The organism is Pseudomonas sp. NPDC088444, from assembly GCF_044900175.1.
Taxonomy (GTDB): domain Bacteria; phylum Pseudomonadota; class Gammaproteobacteria; order Pseudomonadales; family Pseudomonadaceae; genus Aquipseudomonas.
This window is the reverse complement of record NZ_JBJDNK010000008.1, coordinates 282,855-305,046: the sequence shown is the minus strand read 5'-3', so window position 1 is coordinate 305,046 and position 22,192 is coordinate 282,855. Positions and strand designations below refer to the sequence as shown.

Below are 22,192 nucleotides of genomic sequence, written 5' to 3'. Positions count from 1 at the left end.
ATTTACGCAACCAACCGCGTTGCGCGTAGGAAAGTTCTGGAGAATGCCCGCGCAGGCGCTTCAGGATCAAGCCTGTTAATCACAATCGTCGTACAACCCAATCACTGTACAAAAAACGAACAATCTCGCCAAAGCCTTACCCTACGGGGCCTGCACGCAGTTTTGCCCATCTTATCCACAGTCAGACTCACAAAAACCGGGGGCAACTCGAAACGCCACAAGCCCCGCCATACAAGGCCTGTGGGCAACTCGAACGGCAAAACGACTTGACCGGCTGAAACGTGTCTGCAATCAAGCCAGGCTCTGATCTGGGCACGCGGACACAACCCAGCGCGCAAGCCTAGAGATTGCGCGATCTACAGCCGTCTTTCCAAGGGTTGCGCACAGAGTTATCCACAGGCTTGCGCACACTATTAACTGTATATAAAAACAGGCCTTGGAGCGTTGACAAACAGAGCAAAGGTAACGACCAAAACCGCTGATCAAAAATCAACCAGACCTCTACAAGCCACGTAAACAAAGGGCTGTAGCCAACTGCCACCAACTTATTCACAGTCGCCTCCACAGCAAAACTGGACAAGTCAAAACCGTGACAAAACAACCGTTTGCAGCGGCTAACTGTCGCGGTTTGGAAGCTCTTCGGAATTGTTTTCCACAATGGCTGGACATGGCAGATCTGAATGGTGGCGTGCTTGCAGATATCCATGGACTTGTGGGAGCCGGCTTGCTGGCGAAAGCAGCGTGTCAGCCAACTCATTCGTCCCAGATGCACCACCTTCGCCAGCAAGCCGGCTCCTACAGGCACCCCAAATGCAAAACGCCCCGAGTGCGTAACACTCGGGGCGTTGGTTATTGCGAGACCTCAGGAAGACTCAATGCCCGCCGAGATACGCGTTCCTCACCTCTTCGTTGGTCAGCAGCTCCTGACCGGTGCCTGTCAGACGAATCTCGCCGTTGACCATCACGTAAGCGCGGTCTGACAGCTTCAGGGCGTGGTTGGCGTTTTGCTCGACGAGGAAAATCGTCATGCCGGTCTGGGCCAGTTCACGCAGGGTGGAGAAGATCTGCTTCACGATGATCGGCGCCAGGCCCAGGCTCGGCTCGTCCAGCAGCAACAGCTTGGGACGGCTCATCAGGGCGCGGGCGATGGCGAGCATTTGTTGCTCGCCACCGGACATGGTCATTGCCCGCTGGTTGCGACGCTCCTTGAGGCGCGGAAACAGGTCGAACATGCGCTGCATGTCTTCGCTGGCGTACTTATCCCCAATCGGGATGGTGCCCATCATCAGGTTTTCTTCCACCGACATGTCAGGGAACACGCGGCGGCCTTCCGGCGACTGCGCAATGCCGTTGGAGGCGATGTAGTGCGACGACTTCTGGGTGATGTCGGTGCCCTGATAGATGATCTGCCCGCTAGCGGCTCGGGGCTGGCCGAAGATCGACATCAGCAGCGTGGATTTGCCCGCGCCGTTGGAGCCGATCAGGCTGACGGTTTCGCCTTCGTTGATTTCCAGTGAGACCTTTTTCAGGGCCTGAATCGGCCCGTAGTACACGTCGATCTCTTTCATTTCGAGGATCGGCTTACTCATACCAACTCCTCTTCATCAGCACCCAGGTACGCGGCGATCACTTTCGGATCGTTGCGGATCTGCTCCGGCTTGCCCTTGGCAATCACGTTGCCATGGTCGAGCACGACGATATCGTCAGAAATGCCCATGACCATGCCCATGTCGTGCTCGATCAGCACGATGGTCATGTCGTGTTCGTCGCGCAGGTGGCGAATCATGCCGCTCAGCGCTTCGGTTTCCTGTGGGTTGAGGCCTGCGGCGGGTTCGTCCAGGCAGATCACCTGCGGACGGGTGCACATGGCGCGAGCGATTTCCAGACGGCGCTGCTGGCCGTAGGAAAGTTCACCAGCCAGGCGGTTGGCGCAGTCCACCAGATCGACCACTTCCAGCCAGTAGAAGGCCGTGTTCATGGCGTCTTCTTCGGCCTTGCGATAGCCCTTGGTGTTGAGGATGCCCGCGATCATGTTGCGGTTGACCCACATGTGCTGGGCCACCAGCAGGTTTTCGACGACGGACATTTCTTTGAACAGGCGAATGTTCTGGAACGTTCGCGCCAGACCTGCGCGGTTCACCAAGTGCGTGCCGCCAAACATTTTGTAGTACAGGCGGCTGCCGAAGCTTTTCGGCGAAGCGAAGTCGCTGACGCGGAACTGCTCGCCAAGCAGTTTGATCACGTTGGTTTTCTTGCCACGGGCGTTCAGCTCGATCTTGCCGCCGGTGGCTTTATAGAAGCCGGTCAGGCAGTTGAACACGGTGGTCTTGCCTGCGCCGTTCGGGCCGATCAGGGCGAATATCGAGTTGCGGCGCACTTCAAGGCTGACGTCGCTGAGGGCTTTGATGCCGCCAAAGTGCATCATCAGGTTTTCGACGGACAGAACGATTTCGTCGCTCATCACGCGCCCTCCACTTTGGCCAGCACGCCTTTGCGTGGTTGTACGCCGGTACGGCTGATGCGGATCAGGCCGCGAGGGCGCCAGATCATCATCAACACCATCAGGATGCCGAACAGCAATACGCGGTATTCGGCAAAGCTGCGCAGCATTTCCGGGGCGACGGTCAGCACGAACGCTGCGATCACCACGCCCACAGTCGAGCCCATGCCGCCCAATACAACAATGGCGAGGATCAACGCGGATTCAAAGAAGGTGAACGACGTCGGGTTGACGAAGCCTTGGTAGCTGGCGAAGAACACCCCCGCCAGACCTGCGGTCGATGCACCGATGGTGAACGCCGAGAGCTTGACCAATACGTGGTTCAGGCCCATGGAGCGGCAGGCAATTTCGTCTTCACGCAGGGCTTCCCAGGCGCGGCCGACCGGCATGCGGGTCAGGCGGTGCTTGATGTACAGCACGGCCAGCACGACGAGGAACAGCACGGCGTAGATAAAGATGAATTTCAGGTCCGGGTTGTATTCGAAGCCGAAATACTCGTGGATCGGAACGCCGCCATCTTTGGCACGACGGCCGAATTCCAAACCGAAGAAGGTCGGCGAAGGCACGGCCACACCGTTCGGACCACCGGTGAACGACAGCCAGTTATTGAGCACCAGACGAATGATTTCACCGAAGCCCAACGTCACGATGGCCAGATAGTCGCCGTGCATACGCAGGACCGGGAAGCCCAGAATGCAACCGGCAAACGCCGCTGCAATCGCCGCCAGCGGCAGCGCGGACCAGAAGCCTAGGCCCAGATACTGATAACCCAGTGCCAGGCCGTAGGCACCGATGGCGTAGAACGCCACGTAACCCAGATCGAGCAGACCGGCCAGACCGACCACGATGTTCAGGCCAAGGCCCAGCAGCACGTAGATCAGGCCAAGGATCACCACGGTCAGCACGTACTTGTCAGCGAACACCGGGAAGATCACCGCGATCAGGATCATCAGCGGAATGATGAAGCGCAGGCGTGTCTTGTAACCCGGCGGCAGTACATGCACGCCAGAACCCGGGCTTTCGAAGCTCTGAGCGATGGCCAGGCCTTTCGGGGTTTGCAGGAACAGGCTCATGAGGAAGCGACCGACCACCACCACGCCAACCAGCGCGGCAACGCGGCCTGGTTGCATGTTGAAGCCGTAGCCATCCAGCACGATGCCGACGATGGGACCGAACACGATCAGCGCCAGCAACCCGGCCAGCACGGCGTCGATCACGCTTTGTTTGATATCGATGGGTTTGACAGGAGCAGACATGGTTACACCTTCGCCACGAGTGGGCGACCCAGCAGGCCTTGAGGACGGAAGATCAGAATCACGACCAGCAGGCCAAAACTGAACACGTCTTTGTAGTCGGAGTTGATCAGACCGGAGAATTGCGACTCGGCTACCCCCAGGATCAATCCACCGAGCATGGCGCCCGGCAACGAACCGATGCCGCCCAGCACCGCAGCGGTGAAGGCTTTGATGCCGATGACGAACCCGGCGAAGAAGTCGAAGGTGCCGTAATTCATGGTGATCAGCACGCCCGCCAGTGCTGCCATGGCCGCGCCGATGACGAACACGTAGGAAATGATCCGGTCAGTGTTGATGCCCAGGATCGACGCCATTTTGCGGTCTTGCTGAGTAGCGCGGCACATACGGCCCAGCTTGGTGTACTTGATGATGTAGGTCAGCACGCCCATGCCGATGAAGGCCGCCACGAGAATGAAGATCTTGGTGTAGGTGATCTGCACGAAGCCTGAGCCGACGTCGAAGCGCATGGCGCCTTCGAGCAGGGTCGGTACGCCTTGCTGGCGTGGGCCTTGGGCGATCTGCGCGTAGTTTTGCAGGATCAGGGAAATACCGATGGCACTGATCAGCGGTGCCAGCCGGGTCGAGTTACGCAGCGGTTTGTAGGCCACGCGCTCGATGACGAAGCCGTATACGCCGGTCACCACGATGGTGAAGATCAGCGTGCCAAGAATCAGGAAAGGGAAAGATTGGATACCGAAAAAAGACAGCACGGCCAGGCCGATGGCTGCGAGGTAGGCGGAGATCATATACACGTCGCCGTGGGCGAAGTTGATCATGCCAATGATGCCGTAAACCATCGTGTAACCGATGGCGATCAGGCCGTAAACCGACCCGAGGGTCAGGCCGTTGACCATTTGCTGCAGGAAAATACCATCCATCACGCACGCTCACGAACTTGAAGGCCAACCTGGTGCGGACCGGCTACCCCCTCGTGAGGAGCAGCGGGACGCACACGATGGCAACAGAAGAAATCCGGCGCCGCGCGAGACAGCGCCGATTACCGGGTGAAGCGGCTCTGAGGTTCCAAGCCCGCAGCGCCGCCCATCCGACTAGAGGCTCAACTCACTTCTGCTTTTCGAGCTGGTGATATTTGCCGTCCTTGTCCCACTGATAGACCACGTAGTCGGAGACCTTCAGGTCGCCTTTGGCGTCCCAGGCTTTCTCGCCCATGACGGTTTTGACCGGGTGGGCTTTCAGGAACTTGGCAGCGTCTTCGCCTTTGTTCGACTTGGCGCCGTTGAAGCCAGCGGCCAGGGCCTGAACCGAAGCGTACGCGTACAGGGTGTAACCTTCAGGCTCGTAACCGGACTTGCGGAACTCTTCGACCACTGCCTTGCTGTCAGGCAGCAGGCGCGGGTCGGCGCCGAAGGTCATGTACACGCCGTCGACGTATTGCGCGCCGCCAGCGGTGGTCACCAGTTCGTCGGTCACAACGCCGTCGTCGGACATGAACTTGACGTCCTTCAGGCCTTGCTCACGCAGTTGGCGAACCAGAGGACCGGCTTCCGGGTGCAGGCCGCCGAAGTAGACAACGTCGGCGCCCACGGAACGGATTTTGGTGACCAGGGCGCTGAAGTCTTTCTCGCCGCGGGTCAGACCTTCTTCCAGCACGGGCTTCACGCCACGGGCGGTCAGCTGTTTGGCGGTGGCATCAGCCAGGCCTTTGCCGTAGGTGTCTTTGTCGTTGATTACGGCGACTTTCTTGCCTTTCAGCACGTCGACGATGTAGTCACCCGCCACGACGCCTTGCTGGTCGTCACGGCCGCACATACGGAACATGGCGCTCAGGCCGCGTTCGGTAACGGTCGGGTTGGTGGAACCTGGGGTGATCGCGATGATACCGGCTTCGTCATAGACTTCCGAAGCGGGGATGGTGGAGGAAGAGCAGAAGTGGCCAACGACGCCAGCGACTTTCTCTTGAGACATCTTGTTGGCGACTGCTACGGCCTGTTTCGGCTCGCACGCGTCATCGCCCTGAACCAGAACGATCTTCTCGCCGTTCACACCGCCCGCAGCGTTGATGGCATCAGCCGCTGCCTGAGCGCCTTTCATGTACTGCAGGCCGAACGAGGCGTTGGCGCCGGTCATCGGGCCTGCAACGCCGATCTTGACGTCAGCCTGCGCAAAAGTAGCCGCACCCATTGCAGTAGCGACTGCGAGTGCCAGAAAGCCTTTCCTGTAAAACGTCTGCGACATGAGTTGGTGCTCCTAGGTTTTTTAATTAGCACTGCGACCACAGAGATGCTCTGAGCAAGGGGCGTGCCATCGGTTTTTTATTCTGAAAAAAGTCGTCGTTTTGTTGTTATCCGACTGATTCGGGCCCTTTTTTACTGGGCGTGCAACCGTCTAAACCGCGCAAGGTGCAACCCTGCGACTTATAAAGGGCAACCCTCCTGAATAAAATGCGCAACCACGCCAACCTGACCTGTACAACCCTGTTGTTACAGCCTGCGTCACCGAACTGCACACCGCCGGTGCGGGGTCGCTACGGGACGCACCATTTCAGGTTAGTGGATGCGCGAAAAAGCGCTGATTTATGACAGACATTTCGCCTCAGATCACAATTCTGAGGCACTGCCCTGCGTGGTATAGCGAAAAGCCAGCCTCATATAAAGAGCTGCGCAAACCAATGGCCGAGAGCGGCTGCATAGGTGCAAACGGAATCGGCAGTACGCTCGCGTTACCGCCGCACAGGTAATCAGCGAACGCCTTGCCCACCACTGTGCCCGTCGTATTGCCACGGCCGTTATACCCGGTCACCGCGACCAGTCCTGGTGCAGGTTCGAACATGCGTAGCAGATGATCGGGCGTAAACGCGATGCAACCGGTCCAGGTGCACTCCCATTCAACCTTTCTCAGATACGGGAAATAGTGCTGCTGCACGCGATCCGCCCAGGCTTTGAGGAACCATGCCGGCTTCTGATTGCCGTTGCCCAGACTGCCCAGCAACAAGCGGCCATCAGCATCGCGACGAATGCTGCTCAGTACCTGGCGGGTATCCCACGAGCCTTGGCCACCGGGCAAAATTTGCTGCGCAGCCTCTTCGGTGAGCGGTGCCGAAGCGACCTGATAGTAGTAGCCGGGGAAGAAGTTGCGGCGCAGTTCGGTCCATTCGCCTTCGGTGTAGGCGTTGGAGGCGATGACCACCTGATCGGCGATGACCGAGCCGTTTTCGGTGATCACGCACCAGCGCTGGCCCTGACGTTCGAGGCGTTTGACCGGCGAATGATCGAAACGCTGACCACCGAGTTTCGTGACGGCAGCAGCGAGGCCACTGGTGTAAGCCATCGGGTTGATGGTGCCCGCACGATGGTCGAGCAAGGCTGAAGTAATCTCCTTGGTGCCGGTCGCTTCCTGACAGGCCTTGCCGGTGAGCAACTCAATCGGTGCGCCACGGCGTTTCCACTGTTCTTCACGACTGCGCAAATCCAGCTCGCCTTTGGCGTTGTGCGCCATGTGCAGCGTGCCCTTGCGCGTGGCCTGGCAGTCGATGCCGTATTTTTCGATCAGGCTGAACACCAATGACGGCGCGTTGCCGAGCATGGTGTTGAGCTGGCTGCCGATTTTCTCGCCGAAACCGGCTTCGATTTCGTCGGGAGGAATCCACAGCCCGGCGTTGACCAATCCCACGTTACGCCCCGAACCGCCCTGCCCAGTGCGATGGGCTTCGACGATGGCGACTGTCTTGCCCTGCTCCAGCAGGTGAATCGCCGCCGACAACCCCGTGATGCCTGCGCCGATCACGCACACATCGACGGTCACTTCCCCTTTCAACGCTGGCGCCTCAGGCCTCTGCGGCGTCAGCGTTTCCCACAGACATTCTTCGCGTAGCGGCATCGCAAAACCTCGGAAAGGACAAACGATGATTCAAGTTATACCGATCGTTACTGATCGTTCCCATGCTCCGCGTGGGAACGCCGTTGGTGGCGCTCTGCGTCACACAAAAACGGACGCAGAGCGTCCATCAAGGCATGCCCACGCAGAGCGTGGGCACGATCATCACAAAGGAAAAGCGCTTACCTTACGGCATCAATCAAACGTAATCCCCTGCGCCAACGGCAGCTCGCGGGAGTAGTTCACGGTCGCCGTCTGGCGACGCATGTAGCCTTTCCACGAATCCGAACCGGATTCACGGCCACCGCCGGTTTCCTTCTCGCCGCCGAACGCGCCGCCAATCTCTGCACCGCTCGGGCCAATGTTGACGTTGGCGATGCCGCAGTCGCTGCCCAGCGCCGAAATGAACTGCTCGGCCTCACGCACATCGGTGGTGAAAATGCACGACGACAGACCTTGCGGCACATCGTTGTTCAGGCGCACGGCCTCGCTGAATTCGTCGTAACCGACCACGTACAGAATCGGCGCGAAGGTCTCGCTACGCACCACATCGCTTTGCTCCGGCATCTCGACGATCGCAGGCGACACATAGAACGCATTCGGGAATTTGTCAGCCAGTTGGCGCTTGCCGCCGAACACCTTGCCGCCTTCGCTTTGGGCCTGCTCCAGCGCTTCCTGCATGTTTTCGAAGCTTTGTTTGTCGATCAGCGGGCCGACCAGGTTGCCTTCCAGCGGATGGCCGATGCGCACTTTGGCGTAGGCCGCTTTCAAGCGCTCGACGAACTCGGCCTTGACCGAGTTGTGTGCGATCAAACGGCGGAGCGTGGTGCAACGCTGACCCGCCGTGCCGACGGCGCTGAACAACACAGCGCGAACGGCCAGGTCCAGATCGGCACTCGGCGCCAGAATCATCGCGTTATTGCCGCCCAGTTCCAGAATGCTGCGAGCGAAACGCGCGGCAATCTTCGGCGCCACTTCACGACCCATGCGGGTGCTGCCGGTGGCGCTGACCAAGGCAACGCGAGCGTCGTCGACCAGCGCCTCGCCTGCATCGCGACCGCCCACTACGCACTGCGCAAGGAACTGCGGGGCATCCGCAAATTCAGCCGCCACGCGGTCGAACAACGCCTGACAGGCCAGCGCGGTCAGCGGGGTCTTTTCCGAAGGCTTCCAGATCACCGAGTTGCCGCACACCAGCGCCAGCGCGGTGTTCCACGACCAGACGGCCACCGGGAAGTTGAACGCGCTGATCACGCCCACGACACCCAGCGGGTGCCAGGTTTCACGCATGTGGTGACCCGGACGCTCGGAAGCGATGGTCAGGCCGTACATCTGGCGCGACAAGCCAACAGCGAAGTCGCAGATGTCGATCATCTCCTGCACTTCACCCAGACCTTCCTGAGTGATTTTCCCGGCTTCCCACGACACCAGTTCGCCCAGATCGGCCTTGTGCTTGCGCAGCGCTTCGCCGAACAGACGAATCAGCTCGCCACGGCGCGGCGCTGGCACTTTGCGCCAGGCTTCGAACGCGTGCTCGGCGCGGGTGATGCGTTGCTCGACTTCAGCGGCACTTTCCCAGTTCACCGAAGCGACCTGGCTGCCATCGATCGGGGTATGAACAGGCTTGTCGCCCTTCTGATAAAGCGCAGGGTCGACACCGAGGCGAGTGAGCAGGTCGTTAAGCATGATTTCTCCTGGATTCTGTGGAATCGAAAAGCGCGAACGCGGAATGCTGAAATTCAGTTCTTTCGTCAGCTTCTAGTAATAGCTGGCGTTGCGTCGCGCAACAAACGACGATTAAGCGAGATATCATTCCGTTTTTTCATGCTGATGCTGAGCACGTCTGAATATGCTGAACCGACGCCACCTGCCGTCCATCACCGCCCTGCAATGTTTCGAAGCAGTGACCCGACACCTGAGCTTCACCCGCGCCGCCGAAGAGCTGAACCTGACCCAAAGCGCCGTCAGCAAACAGGTGGCGCAGCTTGAGGAATTGGTCCAGCACCTGTTGTTCAGACGCGTGCGTCGTAGGCTGCAACTTACGCCCGCCGGGGCGTTGTATCTGGGAGAGGTGCGAAAAGTCCTCACGCAGATGGAGATGTCCACCCACTTTCTACGTTCCTACGGCGGTGAAACTGAGGTCCTACGCGTGTCGACGCCTTCGACCTTCGGCGCCCGCTGGCTGGTCCCGCGCCTGAAAGGCTGGCGTCTGCGCCATCCGCACATCCATCTGGACCTGGTGAACGAGCAGGAAAGCGACGATCTGGCGCAAAGCCGCTGCGATCTGTCGTTCTATTTCGGCCAAGGCGCGCGTCCCGGTGCAGAGAGCGTGAAACTGTTTGGCGAAGAACTGGTGCCCGTGTGTGCGCCGGACATCCTCCCGGAAAAGCCCTTTACCCACCCCACGCAACTCACCGACTTGGTGTTGCTGCAATGCGCCCATCGCCCTCAAGGCTGGCACGAGTGGTTCGATAGTCAGGGCTACCAGACCGAACACAGCTACCATGGCCCGCGTTTCGAGACGTTCTACATGTGCATTCGCGCCGCGCAGGTCGGTTGTGGCGTGGCGCTGCTGCCGCGCTTTCTGGTGGAGGAAGAACTGGCCGACGGCAAGCTGGTCATTCCATGGGCTCATGCACTGCCCAGCCACGACGCCTACTACCTGGCCTATCCGGAGCATGCCGCGGAGGTGCCCAAGATTCGGGTGTTCGTGGAGTGGATGTTGGAGCAGTTGGATAACCCAACGCCGCGGTAAATGATCTGAATCACGATCACCCTGTGGGAGATTCCATGTTGCGTGGCCAAACACAAATCCATGGTTAGACACACATCAATGTGGGAACCGGCTTGCTGGCGAAAGGGGTGCGTCATTCACCGTAGCGGTAACTGGCGTGCCGCATTCGCCAGCAACCGGCTCCAACAATCGACGGTTGAGCCATCGGCGCTGAAACATTTCTGCCCCAACCCCGCGTCGACTGGCATTATGTCGCTCTTCGTCAATAACAAACCGGACGTAGTGGCATGGAGCCAATACCAGGCGCTACCGCAAGGTTGTATGCGACACCTATTTTTTCATGGGCCGCAACGTGGCGGCCTCTGCTGGCTGGAGCGACACAATGAGTGAGAGCGCTTTCGCAGATCGCATCGTTCAGAACCTGCTCGATACCGACCTCTACAAACTGAGCATGATGCAGGCAGTGCTGCACAACTACCCCAACGTCGACGTTGAGTGGGAGTTCCGCTGCCGAAACAGTGAAGACTTGCGGCCGTACCTGACGGAAATTCGCCATCAGATCGAGCAATTGTGCGACCTGTCCCTGAGCGTCGAAGAAACCGGATTTCTGGAACGTATCAACTTCATGAAGCCGGATTTTCTGCGCTTCCTAGGCCTGTTCCGCTTCAACCTGCGTTACGTCTACACCGGCATCGAAAACGATGAGCTGTGCATTCGCCTGTCCGGCCCTTGGCTGCACGTGATCCTGTTCGAAGTGCCGATCCTTGCCATCGTCAGCGAAGTCCGAAACCGCCATCGCAACCCGGACACCCTGCTGATCCAGGCCCGCGACCAGCTCTATCGCAAGTTCGACTGGCTGCATGAGGCCGCGACACCCGAGGAGTTGGCCGAATTGAAAGTCGCGGATTTCGGCACCCGTCGGCGGTTCTCGTACGCGGTTCAGGAAGATGTAGTGTCCGTGCTGAAAAAGGATTTCCCCGGTCAGTTCGTGGGCACCAGCAACGTCCACCTGGCACGCAAATTCGACCTCAAACCCCTTGGCACCATGGCCCACGAATGGATCATGGCGCACCAGCAACTGGGACCTCGACTGATCGACAGTCAGATTGCCGCCCTCGATTGCTGGGTCCGGGAATACCGTGGCCTGCTGGGCATCGCGCTGACCGACTGCATCACCACCGACGCTTTCCTTGGCGACTTCGATCTGTTCTTCGCCAAGCTGTTCGACGGCTTGCGCCATGACTCAGGCGATCCCGTGCAGTGGGCCGAAAAGTGCATCACCCACTACCAGAAACTGGGCATCGACCCGATGAGCAAGACGCTGGTGTTCTCCGACGGTCTGAACCTGCCCAAGGCGCTGGACATCTTCCGTGCCTTGCGCGGTCGCATCAATGTCAGCTTCGGCATCGGCACCAACCTGACCGCCGACGTACCGGGCGTTCAGCCGATGAGCATCGTGCTTAAAATGACCGCTTGCGCCGGTCAGCCCGTCGCCAAGATTTCCGACGAGCCCGGCAAGACCCAGTGCAAGGACCCGGAATTCGTGTCCTACCTGCGTCACGTATTCAAGGTGCCAGCCTGAAACGAGCACCGTAGCGCCTCACTTTTTTACATGCCTCTTTTTCTTCTTCATAAGGAGTCAATCATGCAAGCCGTACAACTCGAGATCGCCAGGGAGCTCAAGGTCCAGCCGCCCTTCGCCAATCAGGGTGAGCTTGAAACCGAGGTTGCGCGCCGAATCCAGTTCATCAAGGACTGCCTGCAAAACGCCCGTCTGAAAGTGCTGGTACTGGGCATCAGCGGCGGTGTGGACTCGCTGACCGCTGGCCTGCTGGCCCAGCGTGCCGTGAAGGAATTGCGCGAGAGTACTGGCGACAACGCCTACCAGTTCATCGCCGTACGCCTGCCGTACCACATTCAGCACGATGAGCACGAAGCCACCGCTTCGGTAGACTTCATCAACCCGGACGAGCGCCACACCGTAGACATCGCGCCGTCGGTCAAAGGCCTGGTCGAGCAGGTGAAAGCATTCGAAGGTCAGTCCGATTCGGCTGTGGACTTCGTCAAAGGCAACGTCAAAGCACGCACGCGCATGGTCGCGCAATACACCATCGCGGGCGTTCGTGGTGGTTTGGTGATTGGCACTGACCACGCGGCGGAAGCCGTGATGGGCTTCTTCACCAAGTTCGGTGACGGCGCCTGCGACTTGGCGCCATTGAGCGGCCTGGTGAAAAATCAGGTTCGCGCCATCGCCCGCAGCTTCGGCGCGCCAGAGTTTCTGGTCGAGAAAATTCCGACTGCTGACCTGGAAGATCTGGTGCCGGGCAAGCCCGACGAAGCCTCTCACGGCGTAACCTACGTCGAGATCGACGCCTTCCTGCACGGCCAGCCGCTGCGTCAGGAAGCGTTCGACATCATTGTGAACACCTACCGCAAAACCCAGCACAAGCGCGACCTTCCCTACGCCCCTTGATGCTCGCTCTTCGTAGGAGCGCGCTTGCCCGCGATGAGGGAGTGTCAGATGCAAACAGGTGTCTGACGGATTGCATTCGCGAGCAAGCGCGCGCCTACAAAATCACATTTGGCGTCGTTCAATAGAAAACGGAATGAATCCGCAGTTTTTTTTCGCTTGTCCCACCCGCCCAACGGGGCTTACATAGCGTCCTGACTTTCTCGCTCAGAGCCGCTACCCATGACCGCATTCCAAGGCCTCTTCTCCCTCGTCGCGTCAACCGTCGGCCAGCCCGCTGCCGAATGGCTTGAACGCCGTGTCGACGTCCCGCAGGCGCTGCAGAACTTCTCCTGGTCAAACGACGCGATCCATCGCGTCTGGCTCGCAGAAGCACTGAACCTGTGCCTGTTCCACAAGTTGGTAGAAGCGGTGCCGGATGGCCTGCGCTATGTCGATGAACAGTTCGAATCTGGCCGTAAAGTGGTGTTCGATCATGGCGCCATTCGCACCGTCGATTGGGCAGAGAACGGCGAGCTGCCGCGGGGGCGTCTGGCCTTCTCTCGTCTGCTGGAGCCTCTGGGCTTCACCGACGTTCGCACTTATCCACTGACCAAGCTGAACATGACCGGCTGGGGCTATCGTCAAATGGACCTGCCGGAAGACATCGCGCAGTTCTTCGTCTCTGAGCTGCATCCGGGGCGTTTGAGCCAGGCGTTCCAGAACGCAGTCGGCCGCGTGGTGGCGTCGAGTCGTGATCCGTTGAGCGCCGAGGACTTGAGCATCCTCAAACGTCTGCACACCACCCGCCATTGCAGCCTGGAAGAGGCCACGCGGCTGCTGCCGGGGCTGTATCGCGCGTTCGGTCGTCAGCATGGTGTTGTGCAGGAAGCGGACTATCGCCAATTGCTCAGCGAAAGCGCAGAGATGGCGTGGATTTCCACCGAGGGCAACAGCTTCAACCACCTGACGGACCGGGTCGATCATCTGGAAGCTACGGTGGAGGAACAGATTCGTCGCGAGCGCCCGATGAAGGACAGCATTGAGGTATCAGCGTCGGGCCGTGTGATGCAGACGGCCTACAAAGCCTGCATCGTAAGCCGGGAATTGCTGGACGCCGAGGGCGTGGCCAGAGCGCATCAGGTGCCAGGGTCGTTCGTGGAGTTCATTCAGCGCAAGATCGACCCGGAAAACGGCAAGCTCGATCTGAATTTCGACAGTAGCAATGCGCAGGGGATTTTCAAGATGACGGCGTCTTGATCGCGCAGGCCCTTACAAACCTTCGACGCAGCTCTCACGGCTAGACCTCCGTCATTGTGGGAGCCGGCTTGCTGGCGAAAGCGGTGTGTCATTCAACGCATCGGTGTCTGACTTGACGCTTTCGCCAGCAAGCCGGCCCCCACAACTGTACGCTTACTTCAGGGTAACGACGCCCTTCATCATGCTGATATGACCCGGGAACGAGCAGAAGAAACCATACTTCTGCGCCGGGTCCAGCTTCGACACATCGATCTTCAGCGAAGCTTTCTCACCCGCACCGATGATCTTGGTGTGGGCGATGATGCGTGCATCGCCTTCTTTCAGATAATCCTTGTCGATGCCAACGCTCAGGCCGTCGGTGGCGATGGGCTGCATGTCAGCCTCTTTACTGATCACCAGGTTATGACCCATGACATTCTTCGGCAGGCTGCCGGAGTGCTCCAGGTTGACGGTGAATTCCTTGCAGCTCTTGTCGATTTCGATGGCTTTGGTGTTGAAAGACATCTGATCGGTGGAGTCCACCGTCACCGAGCATTCAGCGGCCAACAGATGCCCGCTGGCCAGGGTCAGCAGGGATGCAGCAACGAGCTTGCGAATCATGTACGAGTCTCCTGAATGGGGTTGCTCTTGTTTTTTGTATACAAAGAGTGCCTCAACTTTAAACAAGTTATCAACCACAGATTATGAAACATGTCTGGGTGGCCTCTATCAGGGCCATGGAGACAATCAAGCAGCGAGCGCTACAGTGCCGCTTTAAGATCAGCTTGTCACTTACTCGTTCAGGATGACCGCCATGAACCTCAACGCCCTCTTCCGTAGTTTGCTCGCGGCCTATGCTTGTGGCGCCAGCGGCAGTTACGACAGTGCCACTCAGGATTACAGCGACTATCGCCGCGCTGTCACTCCGACAGCGGCATGACCGTCACCCGCACTTCCGGGTCATGATTGCCTCCACCGAGGATCACGCCGCGCAGCGGCGAGACGTCGGAAAAGTCACGCCCCCACGCCAGACTGATGTGCTCCAGAGCAGGCTGGATGTTGTTGGTGGGGTCGAAATCCACCCAGCCCAGCGTCGGACAAAACACTGACACCCAGGCGTGAGAGGCATCGGCGCCGATCAGTCGTGGCTGGCCGGGTGGCGGCTGAGTCAGCAGATAGCCGCTGACATAACGCGCTGCCAACCCGCGAGAGCGCAGGCAAGCGAGCATCAGATGGGCGAAGTCCTGGCAGACGCCCCGACGGCGCTCCAGCACTTCCACCAAGGGTGTGGCCACTTGCGTCGCTTCACCATCGAAGGTGAATTCGTCGAAGATTTTTTCCATCAACGCCTGCGCGCAAAGCAGCAGCGGTTTTCCGATCGGGAAACAGTCAGTGGAAAATTCCACGAACGACTGCTTCAGATGCACGTAAGGCGATTCGAAGCGGTAACGGCAAGCGTCGAGAATGTCTGGCGACATCTTCGAAGCGCTGTACGTCAGGGTGCTACGGGCGAGGTCCCACGGCATCGACTGTTGGAACTCCAGCACTGGGCGCGCCAGCACTTCAATCAGCAACCGTGCGTTGACCTGCAACTCATCGTGAGGGCGCTCGAACGCCAACCGGGTCAGCGGGTTACCGAACACGTCCTGCTCGTCGCGCCGAGTGGTCGGCTCCGGGCTGATTTCCAGTCGCTGTTCGATACAGCGCTGCCAAGGACTGACCCTCGGCCACAAATGCGCCAGTTGCTGCGCCAGAGAGACCGGGCTGTCGTACTTGTAGTGGGTATCGTGAAGAATTTCGTAATGGGCGCTGTTCATCAGACGGACACCGTGCGCTGGCTGACATCATCGACATGGGCAAAGTGGCGCAGAGACAGGCGATCAGACACCTGCCCGCTGATCTCGCCCACGCTTTGCAACAGGTCCGCCAGCCCGTGCAGCGCGGACTTGACGCTGCTCTCGCCAAACAGTCCGTTTTCCAGACAACCCAGATCGAAGGTGGCCAGACGCTGGGTCAGCAACGTAAGGCTGTTTTCGTGGGGCACGCCAAAATCGTCGTTCAAACGCCTGACAGAGCGCCTGACCACTTTGAGCTGAAACAGCACCGCATGGGGGTTTTGCTCGTCGAGCAACAGCAGGTCGAGCACCGGGATCAACTGCGGCAACGCCAGATAACGCGAGCGGTAGGTGATGCTGCTGTTACCCAACTCCAACAGCCAGTCCAGCGCATCCTGATCAAACACGGCATCGCTGCGCAGAAACGCCGCCAGGCTGGCACTCAGAAACTGCAAACGCTCGATGCGTCGACCAATCATCAGGAAACGCCAACCGTCGTCGCGGGTCATGTCGTCCAGCGCAAAGCCTGACAAGGCCGCCAACGACATCACCAGCCGGTTGAGAAAATCCAGCAACTCGCCGAAGTCTGGCGTGTCGGTATCCAGATTCGCCGCTTCACGCTGCAATTCCACCAATGCCTGCCAGTTTTCTCGCGACAGCTTGCCGCGCACTTGCGACGCCGCCCACTGCAAGCGTTGCAGGTTCGAGCGCAGGCTGAACGGCCACTCTTCACCCAACAGTGCATCGAGCAGGCGCTCGTGCAATTCGCGAGGCTCGTCTTCGTCCTCTCTGGGCACCAGATTCAGGCGTTCCCCCAATTCCACGGCCGCTTGCAGCGCCATTGGATCATCGCCATCGACATAGCGGGCGAGCATGATCCGCAGCAAGCGGGCGCTGTCGTCGCAACGTTCGCAATAGCGACCAAACCAGAACAGGTTTTCCACCACCCGCGACGGCAGATAAGGATCGCGGCGAATCAGGTCGTGGACGCCGAGCGAATGGCGATTGCGCCAAGGCTCGCTGCCCACCGTGCGTTCGCCGAGAATCCAGGTGTCCTTACTCGCACCACCGCGTTGCATCGACACCACATCGGCGTCGGCCTCTGCGGCCACGCGGGTCAGGCCGCCCGGTAAAACACGATAACCATCGGCGGCGGCGACGGCATACACCCGCATGCCGATGGCACGCGGCTGCAATTGCGCCTGTTCACCCTGCCAAACCGGCGCATGGGACAGTTGCGCCAACTCCTGCGCGACGTAAGCGTAAGGCCGCGCCTGCATACGAGCGGCCAGCGCCTGACGCTGTTCTTCGTTCAAATCACGGCCGAAAACCGGCGCAAAACTCTGCGAAGGAAACGCGGGTTTGATCAGCAATTCAGGCATCTTTTCCAATGCCTGAGCGAGCACCGGAGGTTCGCCGCACCACCAAGTCGCAATCGACGGCAGGATCAGTTCTTCGCCAAACAGGTACTCATTGATTTTCGGCAGAAAGCCCAACAGGCCCGGCGACTCCAACACACCACTGCCCAGTGCGTTAGCCACCACAACACGCCCTTGGCGAACCGCTTCCAGTAGGCCCGGCACGCCGAGCGCGGAATCGGTGCGCAGCTCCAGTGGATCGCAGAAGTCATCATCGAGGCGACGCATGATCGCGTGCACACGGCGCAGGCCACTGAGGGTTTTCAAATAAACCGTGGCGTCGCGCACCGTGAGGTCGCTGCCCTCTACCAATGGATAGCCCAACTGCCCCGCAAGGTAGAGGTGTTCAAAATAGCTTTCGTTGAAACGGCCCGGCGTCAACAGCACGATTAACGGCACCTCCATGCCACTCGGCGCCTGACGGGCGAGGGTTTCCTGCAAGGAGCGGAAGAACCCGGACAGGTGCTGCACCTCCAGATCGCGATACAACTCGGGAAACGCCCGAGACACGATCAGGCGGTTTTCCAGGGCGTAACCGGCACCCGACGGCGCCTGCGTACGGTCTGCTGTAACCCACCAACGGCCATCGGGGGTGCGCGCCAAGTCCACGGCGTACACATGCAAAAAGGTGTTTTCTGGCGGCGTGACGCCCTGACACGGCCAAAGAAAATTGTTGTGCCCGAACACCAGTTCAGCAGGAAGCAGGCCCTCGGCAATCAGTTTTTGCGGGCCGTATAGGTCGGCGAGCACTGCATTGAGCAAACGGGCTCGTTGGGCAATACCGGCGGCGACCTGCTGCCATTCCTCGACCGGAATCAAATGCGGCAGCAAATCCAGCTCCCACGGGCGGTCTGCGCCTTTGGGGTCGGCGTACACGTTGTAGGTCACGCCGTTTTCCTGGATCTGGCGAGCGAGCAGCGCCTGACGCTGAATCAACTGCGCAGGCGTGCTGCGTTGCAAATGCTCATAGAAACGCTGCCAATGGGGCCGGACAGCGCCGCTGGCGTCGAGCATTTCGTGATAACTACCCGCAGAGAGCGGATATCGGTCAAGCAGGTCGGGCATGGAAGGCTCGGCAGACAACTAAAGGAGTCAGATTAGCGCAGACAAAGTGACACGCAGTGGCTCGCTTCCCTGCGGCCACTTTTCTCGCCAGAAGGCCTGACGCATCGCATCAGGCCGTCTGTCCGGGCCGTACCTCTATCGATGCAGACGCAAATCCAGCGTCATGGGCATTTCATCGTTGATGGACAGCGTAGGCACCGCCAGTTTGCCGGGGGTATGGCCGACGCGGAAGAACCGCGCCAGACGTCGACTTTCGGCTTCGTTGGCGTTCACCGGCAGGGTTTCGTAATTGCGACCACCAGGATGGGCGACATGATACTCGCAGCCACCCAGTGAACGCTGCATCCAGGTATCAACGATGTCGAAAACCAGCGGCGCGTGCACCGGAATCGTCGGCTGCAACGCGTTGTACGGCTGCCATGCGCGATAACGCACGCCTGCAACGAACTCACCAATACGGCCAGTGGGTTGCAGCGGAACGGGTACGCCGTTGCAGGTCAACACGTAGCGCTGAGGCGGCAGGCCGCTGACTTTCAACTGCAAACGCTCCAGCGACGAGTCCACGTAACGGACCGCACCGCCCCCCGATCCCTCTTCGCCCAGCACATGCCAAGGCTCCAGCGCCTGACGCAGCTCCAGCTCAATACCGCTGACCGCGTAATCGCCCACCTTCGGAAAGCGGAACTCCAGATGCGCCGCGAACCACTCGGCGCGAACCGGATACCCGGCAGCGTTGAGTTCGACGATCACATCGGCAAAGTCCTGCTCAATGAAGTGCGGCAGCATAAAGCGGTCGTGCAGTTCATTCCCCCAGCGCGCCAGCTTGGCCGGGGCATAAGGCTGACGCCAGAAACGGGCGACCAGTGCACGCAGCAACAACTGCTGCGCCAGGCTCATCTGCGCATGAGGAGGCATCTCGAAAGCGCGCAGTTCCAGCAGGCCCAGACGCCCTGTCGCACCATCCGGCGAATACAGTTTGTCGATGCAGAACTCGGCGCGATGGGTGTTACCCGTGACGTCGATCAACAGGTTGCGCAGCAAGCGATCAACCAGCCAAGGCGGACATTCTTCGCCCGGTTCGGGCATTTGTGAGAAGGCGATCTCAAGCTCATACAACGAGTCATTGCGAGCCTCATCGACACGCGGCGCCTGCGAGGTCGGACCAATGAACAGGCCGGAAAACAGATACGACAGCGAGGGGTGGTTGTGCCAGTAACTCAACAGACTGCGCAGCAAATCGGGCCTGCGCAGAAATGGCGAGTCCCCTGGCGTCGCGCCGCCAAGCACGAAGTGGTTACCCCCGCCGGTGCCGGTATGGCGCCCGTCGATCATGAATTTTTCGGTGGTCAGGCGTGTCAATCGAGCCTGTTCGTACAGAAACTCGGTGCGCTCGACCAACTCGTCCCAACTGGACGATGGCTGAACGTTGACCTCGATCACGCCCGGGTCCGGCGTGATACGGAAGTTGGCCATACGTGGGTCGAACGGTGGCTCATAGCCCTCCAGCAGCAACGGGCAACGCAGTTCCTCTGCGGTCGCTTCGATGGCCGCGACCAATTCCAGATACGCCTCAAGGGACTGTAACGGCGGCATGAACAGGTACAACCGACCGCCGCGCACCTCGGCGCTCAAGGCTGTGCGGGTGAGCCAGTCTGCGGATTGATCGATGACAGGAGCGCGCTCTGCCTGATCATCAGCCGTCTTGAGCCCCTTGAGCTTCGAGTCGATCTCGTCACGATCCGCCAGCTCCGGGAAGTCCTGGTTAGGATCGTTGGGATGGATATACGGGTATTCCGCGGCCTTGACCCAAGGCTGCGAGGCCAACGGCAGGCGATAACCCAGTGGGGAATCGCCCGGCACCAGTCGACAATGTTCACCACGCAAGTACCAGCGTCCGCTCTGCCAGCGATCATCCGCTGCTGTACGTGCGAGTGGCAGGACGTGACCGATGACCTTGTCCAGCCCTTGAGAAAAGACTTTGCTCAAGCGCGCCCGCTCCATTTCGTCGCTCAAGCGGGGATCTTCGGCGCTGACGTTCTGCGGTAGCGACCCTTCGCGCCACAGGTAGTAGAAATTGTCTTCGTACGCGGGGAAGACATAGCGGGCAGGCAACTTCAGGCGCTCGGCGACACTGCGCAAAAAGCGTCCGGCGGTCTCGCTGTCCGTGCCGTAGTCTTCGGTCTCATCGGCGATCAACGCATTGTTGCGCCACACCGGCTCGCCATCGCGACGCCAGAAGCAGTTCAGCGACCAACGCGGCAATTGCTCGCCCGGATACCACTTGCCCTGGCCAAAATGCACGATCCCCTGCGGCGCATAATGCGCGCGCATGCGCTGAAACAGCTCAGCCGACAGCACGCGCTTTTTCGGCCCCAACGCGGCAGTGTTCCATTCGCTGCCATCCCGATCATCGATGGACACGAAGGTCGGCTCACCGCCCATGGTCAGGCGCACGTCATCCTTGATCAGATCGGCGTCGATCTGTCGGCCCAGCGCTTGGATCTCCAACCATTGCGCTTCGGTATAAGGCTTTGTGACGCGCGGCGCCTCCCAGATGCGCTCCACCGACATGTCGTGGCTGAAGTCGGTTTCGCAGGGTTCGACCAACCCGCTGATCGGCGCCGCAGAAGAAGGATCCGGGCTGCACGCCAACGGAATATGCCCTTCCCCGGCAAACAACCCCGACGTGGCGTCCAGACCAATCCAGCCAGCGCCCGGCAGATACACCTCGCACCAGGCGTGAAGATCAGTGAAATCAACGTCAGTGCCCGACGGCCCGTCCAGCGCCTCCACATCCGCCTTGAGCTGAATCAGATAACCCGACACAAACCGTGCTGCCAGCCCCAAATGACGCAGCAACTGCACCAACAACCACGCGGAGTCTCGGCAGGACCCGGAGGCACTGTCCAGCGTGTACTCCGGCGTCTGAATGCCCGGCTCCATGCGGATCAGGTAATTGATGTCGTGCGCCAAACGCTGATTGAGGCTCACCAGAAAATCGATGGAAGGCACGGGTGTGCGGTCGATGCTCTCCAGATACGCCTGAAATTTCGGCGTCAGCGGCAACTTTTCCAGATACGGCAGCAGTTCATGGTGCTCTTCCTTGGCGTAGGCGAACGGAATCTTCTCGGCATAAGGCTCAAGGAAAAAATCGAATGGATTGAACACCGCCATCTCGGCGACCAGATCCACCTCGATGCGCAATTCGTCAGTCTTCTCGGGGAACACCAGACGCGCCAGGTAATTACCCTGCGGGTCCTGCTGCCAGTTGATGAAGTGATTCTCAGGCAACACTTTCAGCGAATACGACAACACCCGCGTACGGCTATGAGCCGCCGGGCGCAACCGCACAATCTGCGGGCCTAGCTCGACCGCACGTTCGTAGCGGTAATGCGTGACATGGTGCAAGGCAATGTGAATCGACACGGCGTGCCTCCTGCGAGCCTGGACGGTAGCGGAACCGCGCAAGACTTATGCCATCCAGGCAAGTCCGGCGCCTTCGGCGTTGAGGGTGCCCGCACAGCTAAGCACAGCACCAAAATTGCGCCAACCCTGATGGATGGTGCAGGGGTGTGCACGGGGATGGGGCGGACATCCTGACAACACATATCACTGCCTCCAGTCGACGCCATACTTACCTGTCAGGATCGGCTTTGCAGATGAAAAGCCCGAATGCCCCTAACGCCACTCCAAACAACACGGTCCCCAAATTCCCAGCGATCGAGAACCAGTACATACTAGGTTGAGTGCCTACCGAATAGTACTTAATCGGCCCTGTCCTACCACCCGGCATCGCGACACCGCTGATCAAACCGTCATATAT

17 protein-coding genes are annotated in these 22,192 nt (G+C 59.5%); 5 read left to right on the top strand and 12 right to left on the bottom strand.

Annotated features, from left to right (window positions below; all coding sequences use genetic code 11):
• Positions 1-340 precede the first annotated feature (340 nt).
• From ACI2KB_RS17775 to ACI2KB_RS17740, 8 genes are all read right to left on the bottom strand, one after another.
• Complete coding sequence (locus tag ACI2KB_RS17775; protein WP_404636484.1) at positions 341-787, bottom strand: hypothetical protein; 447 nt, start codon at positions 785-787, stop codon at positions 341-343.
• A gap of 85 nt (positions 788-872) precedes the next feature.
• Complete coding sequence (locus ACI2KB_RS17770) at positions 873-1,589, bottom strand: ABC transporter ATP-binding protein (protein ID WP_404636483.1); 717 nt, start codon at positions 1,587-1,589, stop codon at positions 873-875.
• Complete coding sequence (locus ACI2KB_RS17765) at positions 1,586-2,461, bottom strand: ABC transporter ATP-binding protein (protein ID WP_404636482.1); 876 nt, start codon at positions 2,459-2,461, stop codon at positions 1,586-1,588. Before ACI2KB_RS17765 ends, ACI2KB_RS17770 begins: the two co-directional genes overlap by 4 nt.
• Positions 2,461-3,756 carry a high-affinity branched-chain amino acid ABC transporter permease LivM gene (gene livM, locus ACI2KB_RS17760; RefSeq protein ID WP_404636481.1) on the bottom strand — a complete coding sequence of 432 codons (1,296 nt, stop codon included), beginning with the start codon at positions 3,754-3,756 and terminating at the stop codon, positions 2,461-2,463. Before livM ends, ACI2KB_RS17765 begins: the two co-directional genes overlap by 1 nt.
• Positions 3,757-3,758: 2 nt before the next feature.
• Positions 3,759-4,673 (bottom strand): branched-chain amino acid ABC transporter permease LivH, encoded by a 915-nt coding sequence (locus ACI2KB_RS17755; RefSeq protein ID WP_404636480.1) that lies wholly within the window; start codon positions 4,671-4,673, stop codon positions 3,759-3,761.
• A 184-nt stretch (positions 4,674-4,857) separates the two neighbouring features.
• Positions 4,858-5,991 (bottom strand): ABC transporter substrate-binding protein, encoded by a 1,134-nt coding sequence (locus ACI2KB_RS17750; protein WP_404636479.1) that lies wholly within the window; start codon positions 5,989-5,991, stop codon positions 4,858-4,860.
• 357 nt (positions 5,992-6,348) lie between these two features.
• The gene (locus ACI2KB_RS17745; protein ID WP_404636478.1) at positions 6,349-7,632 is read right to left on the bottom strand and encodes an NAD(P)/FAD-dependent oxidoreductase; all 1,284 of its coding nucleotides are present in this window, start codon (positions 7,630-7,632) and stop codon (positions 6,349-6,351) included.
• Between the two features lie 192 nt (positions 7,633-7,824).
• Entirely contained in the window at positions 7,825-9,315 is a 1,491-nt protein-coding gene (locus ACI2KB_RS17740) for an aldehyde dehydrogenase family protein (protein ID WP_404636477.1), read from the bottom strand.
• Positions 9,316-9,478: 163 nt separating this feature from the next.
• Between ACI2KB_RS17740 and ACI2KB_RS17735 the strand changes: the two genes are divergently transcribed.
• The 4 genes from ACI2KB_RS17735 (at position 9,479) to ACI2KB_RS17720 (ending at position 14,072) form a co-directional block, all read left to right on the top strand.
• Complete coding sequence (locus ACI2KB_RS17735; protein ID WP_404636476.1) at positions 9,479-10,384, top strand: LysR family transcriptional regulator; 906 nt, start codon at positions 9,479-9,481, stop codon at positions 10,382-10,384.
• A 361-nt stretch (positions 10,385-10,745) separates the two neighbouring features.
• On the top strand, positions 10,746-11,945 hold the full coding sequence (pncB, locus tag ACI2KB_RS17730; protein WP_404636475.1) for a nicotinate phosphoribosyltransferase: 1,200 nt from the start codon (positions 10,746-10,748) through the stop codon (positions 11,943-11,945).
• A 63-nt stretch (positions 11,946-12,008) separates the two neighbouring features.
• Positions 12,009-12,836: an ammonia-dependent NAD(+) synthetase gene (gene nadE / locus ACI2KB_RS17725; protein ID WP_404636474.1), complete on the top strand. Its 828-nt coding sequence runs from the start codon at positions 12,009-12,011 to the stop codon at positions 12,834-12,836.
• Between the two features lie 219 nt (positions 12,837-13,055).
• Positions 13,056-14,072: a DUF1338 domain-containing protein gene (locus ACI2KB_RS17720; protein WP_404636473.1), complete on the top strand. Its 1,017-nt coding sequence runs from the start codon at positions 13,056-13,058 to the stop codon at positions 14,070-14,072.
• Between the two features lie 153 nt (positions 14,073-14,225).
• Here the strand turns inward: ACI2KB_RS17720 and azu are convergent, their stop codons facing one another.
• Positions 14,226-14,672: an azurin gene (gene azu / locus ACI2KB_RS17715; RefSeq protein WP_404636472.1), complete on the bottom strand. Its 447-nt coding sequence runs from the start codon at positions 14,670-14,672 to the stop codon at positions 14,226-14,228.
• 193 nt (positions 14,673-14,865) lie between these two features.
• Here azu and ACI2KB_RS17710 point away from each other — a divergent pair, with 193 nt between their 5' ends.
• Positions 14,866-14,991 (top strand): hypothetical protein, encoded by a 126-nt coding sequence (locus tag ACI2KB_RS17710; protein WP_404636471.1) that lies wholly within the window; start codon positions 14,866-14,868, stop codon positions 14,989-14,991.
• Here the strand turns inward: ACI2KB_RS17710 and ACI2KB_RS17705 are convergent.
• From ACI2KB_RS17705 to ACI2KB_RS17695, 3 genes are all read right to left on the bottom strand, one after another.
• Positions 14,972-15,868, bottom strand: coding sequence for a transglutaminase N-terminal domain-containing protein (locus tag ACI2KB_RS17705; protein WP_404636470.1), 897 nt, complete (start codon positions 15,866-15,868; stop codon positions 14,972-14,974). The genes ACI2KB_RS17710 and ACI2KB_RS17705 overlap by 20 nt on opposite strands.
• Positions 15,868-18,369 (bottom strand): circularly permuted type 2 ATP-grasp protein, encoded by a 2,502-nt coding sequence (locus ACI2KB_RS17700; RefSeq protein ID WP_404636469.1) that lies wholly within the window; start codon positions 18,367-18,369, stop codon positions 15,868-15,870. The genes ACI2KB_RS17705 and ACI2KB_RS17700 overlap by 1 nt, the downstream gene beginning before the upstream one ends.
• A 135-nt stretch (positions 18,370-18,504) precedes the next feature.
• The gene (locus ACI2KB_RS17695) at positions 18,505-21,795 is read right to left on the bottom strand and encodes a DUF2126 domain-containing protein (protein WP_404636468.1); all 3,291 of its coding nucleotides are present in this window, start codon (positions 21,793-21,795) and stop codon (positions 18,505-18,507) included.
• Positions 21,796-22,192 lie beyond the last annotated feature (397 nt).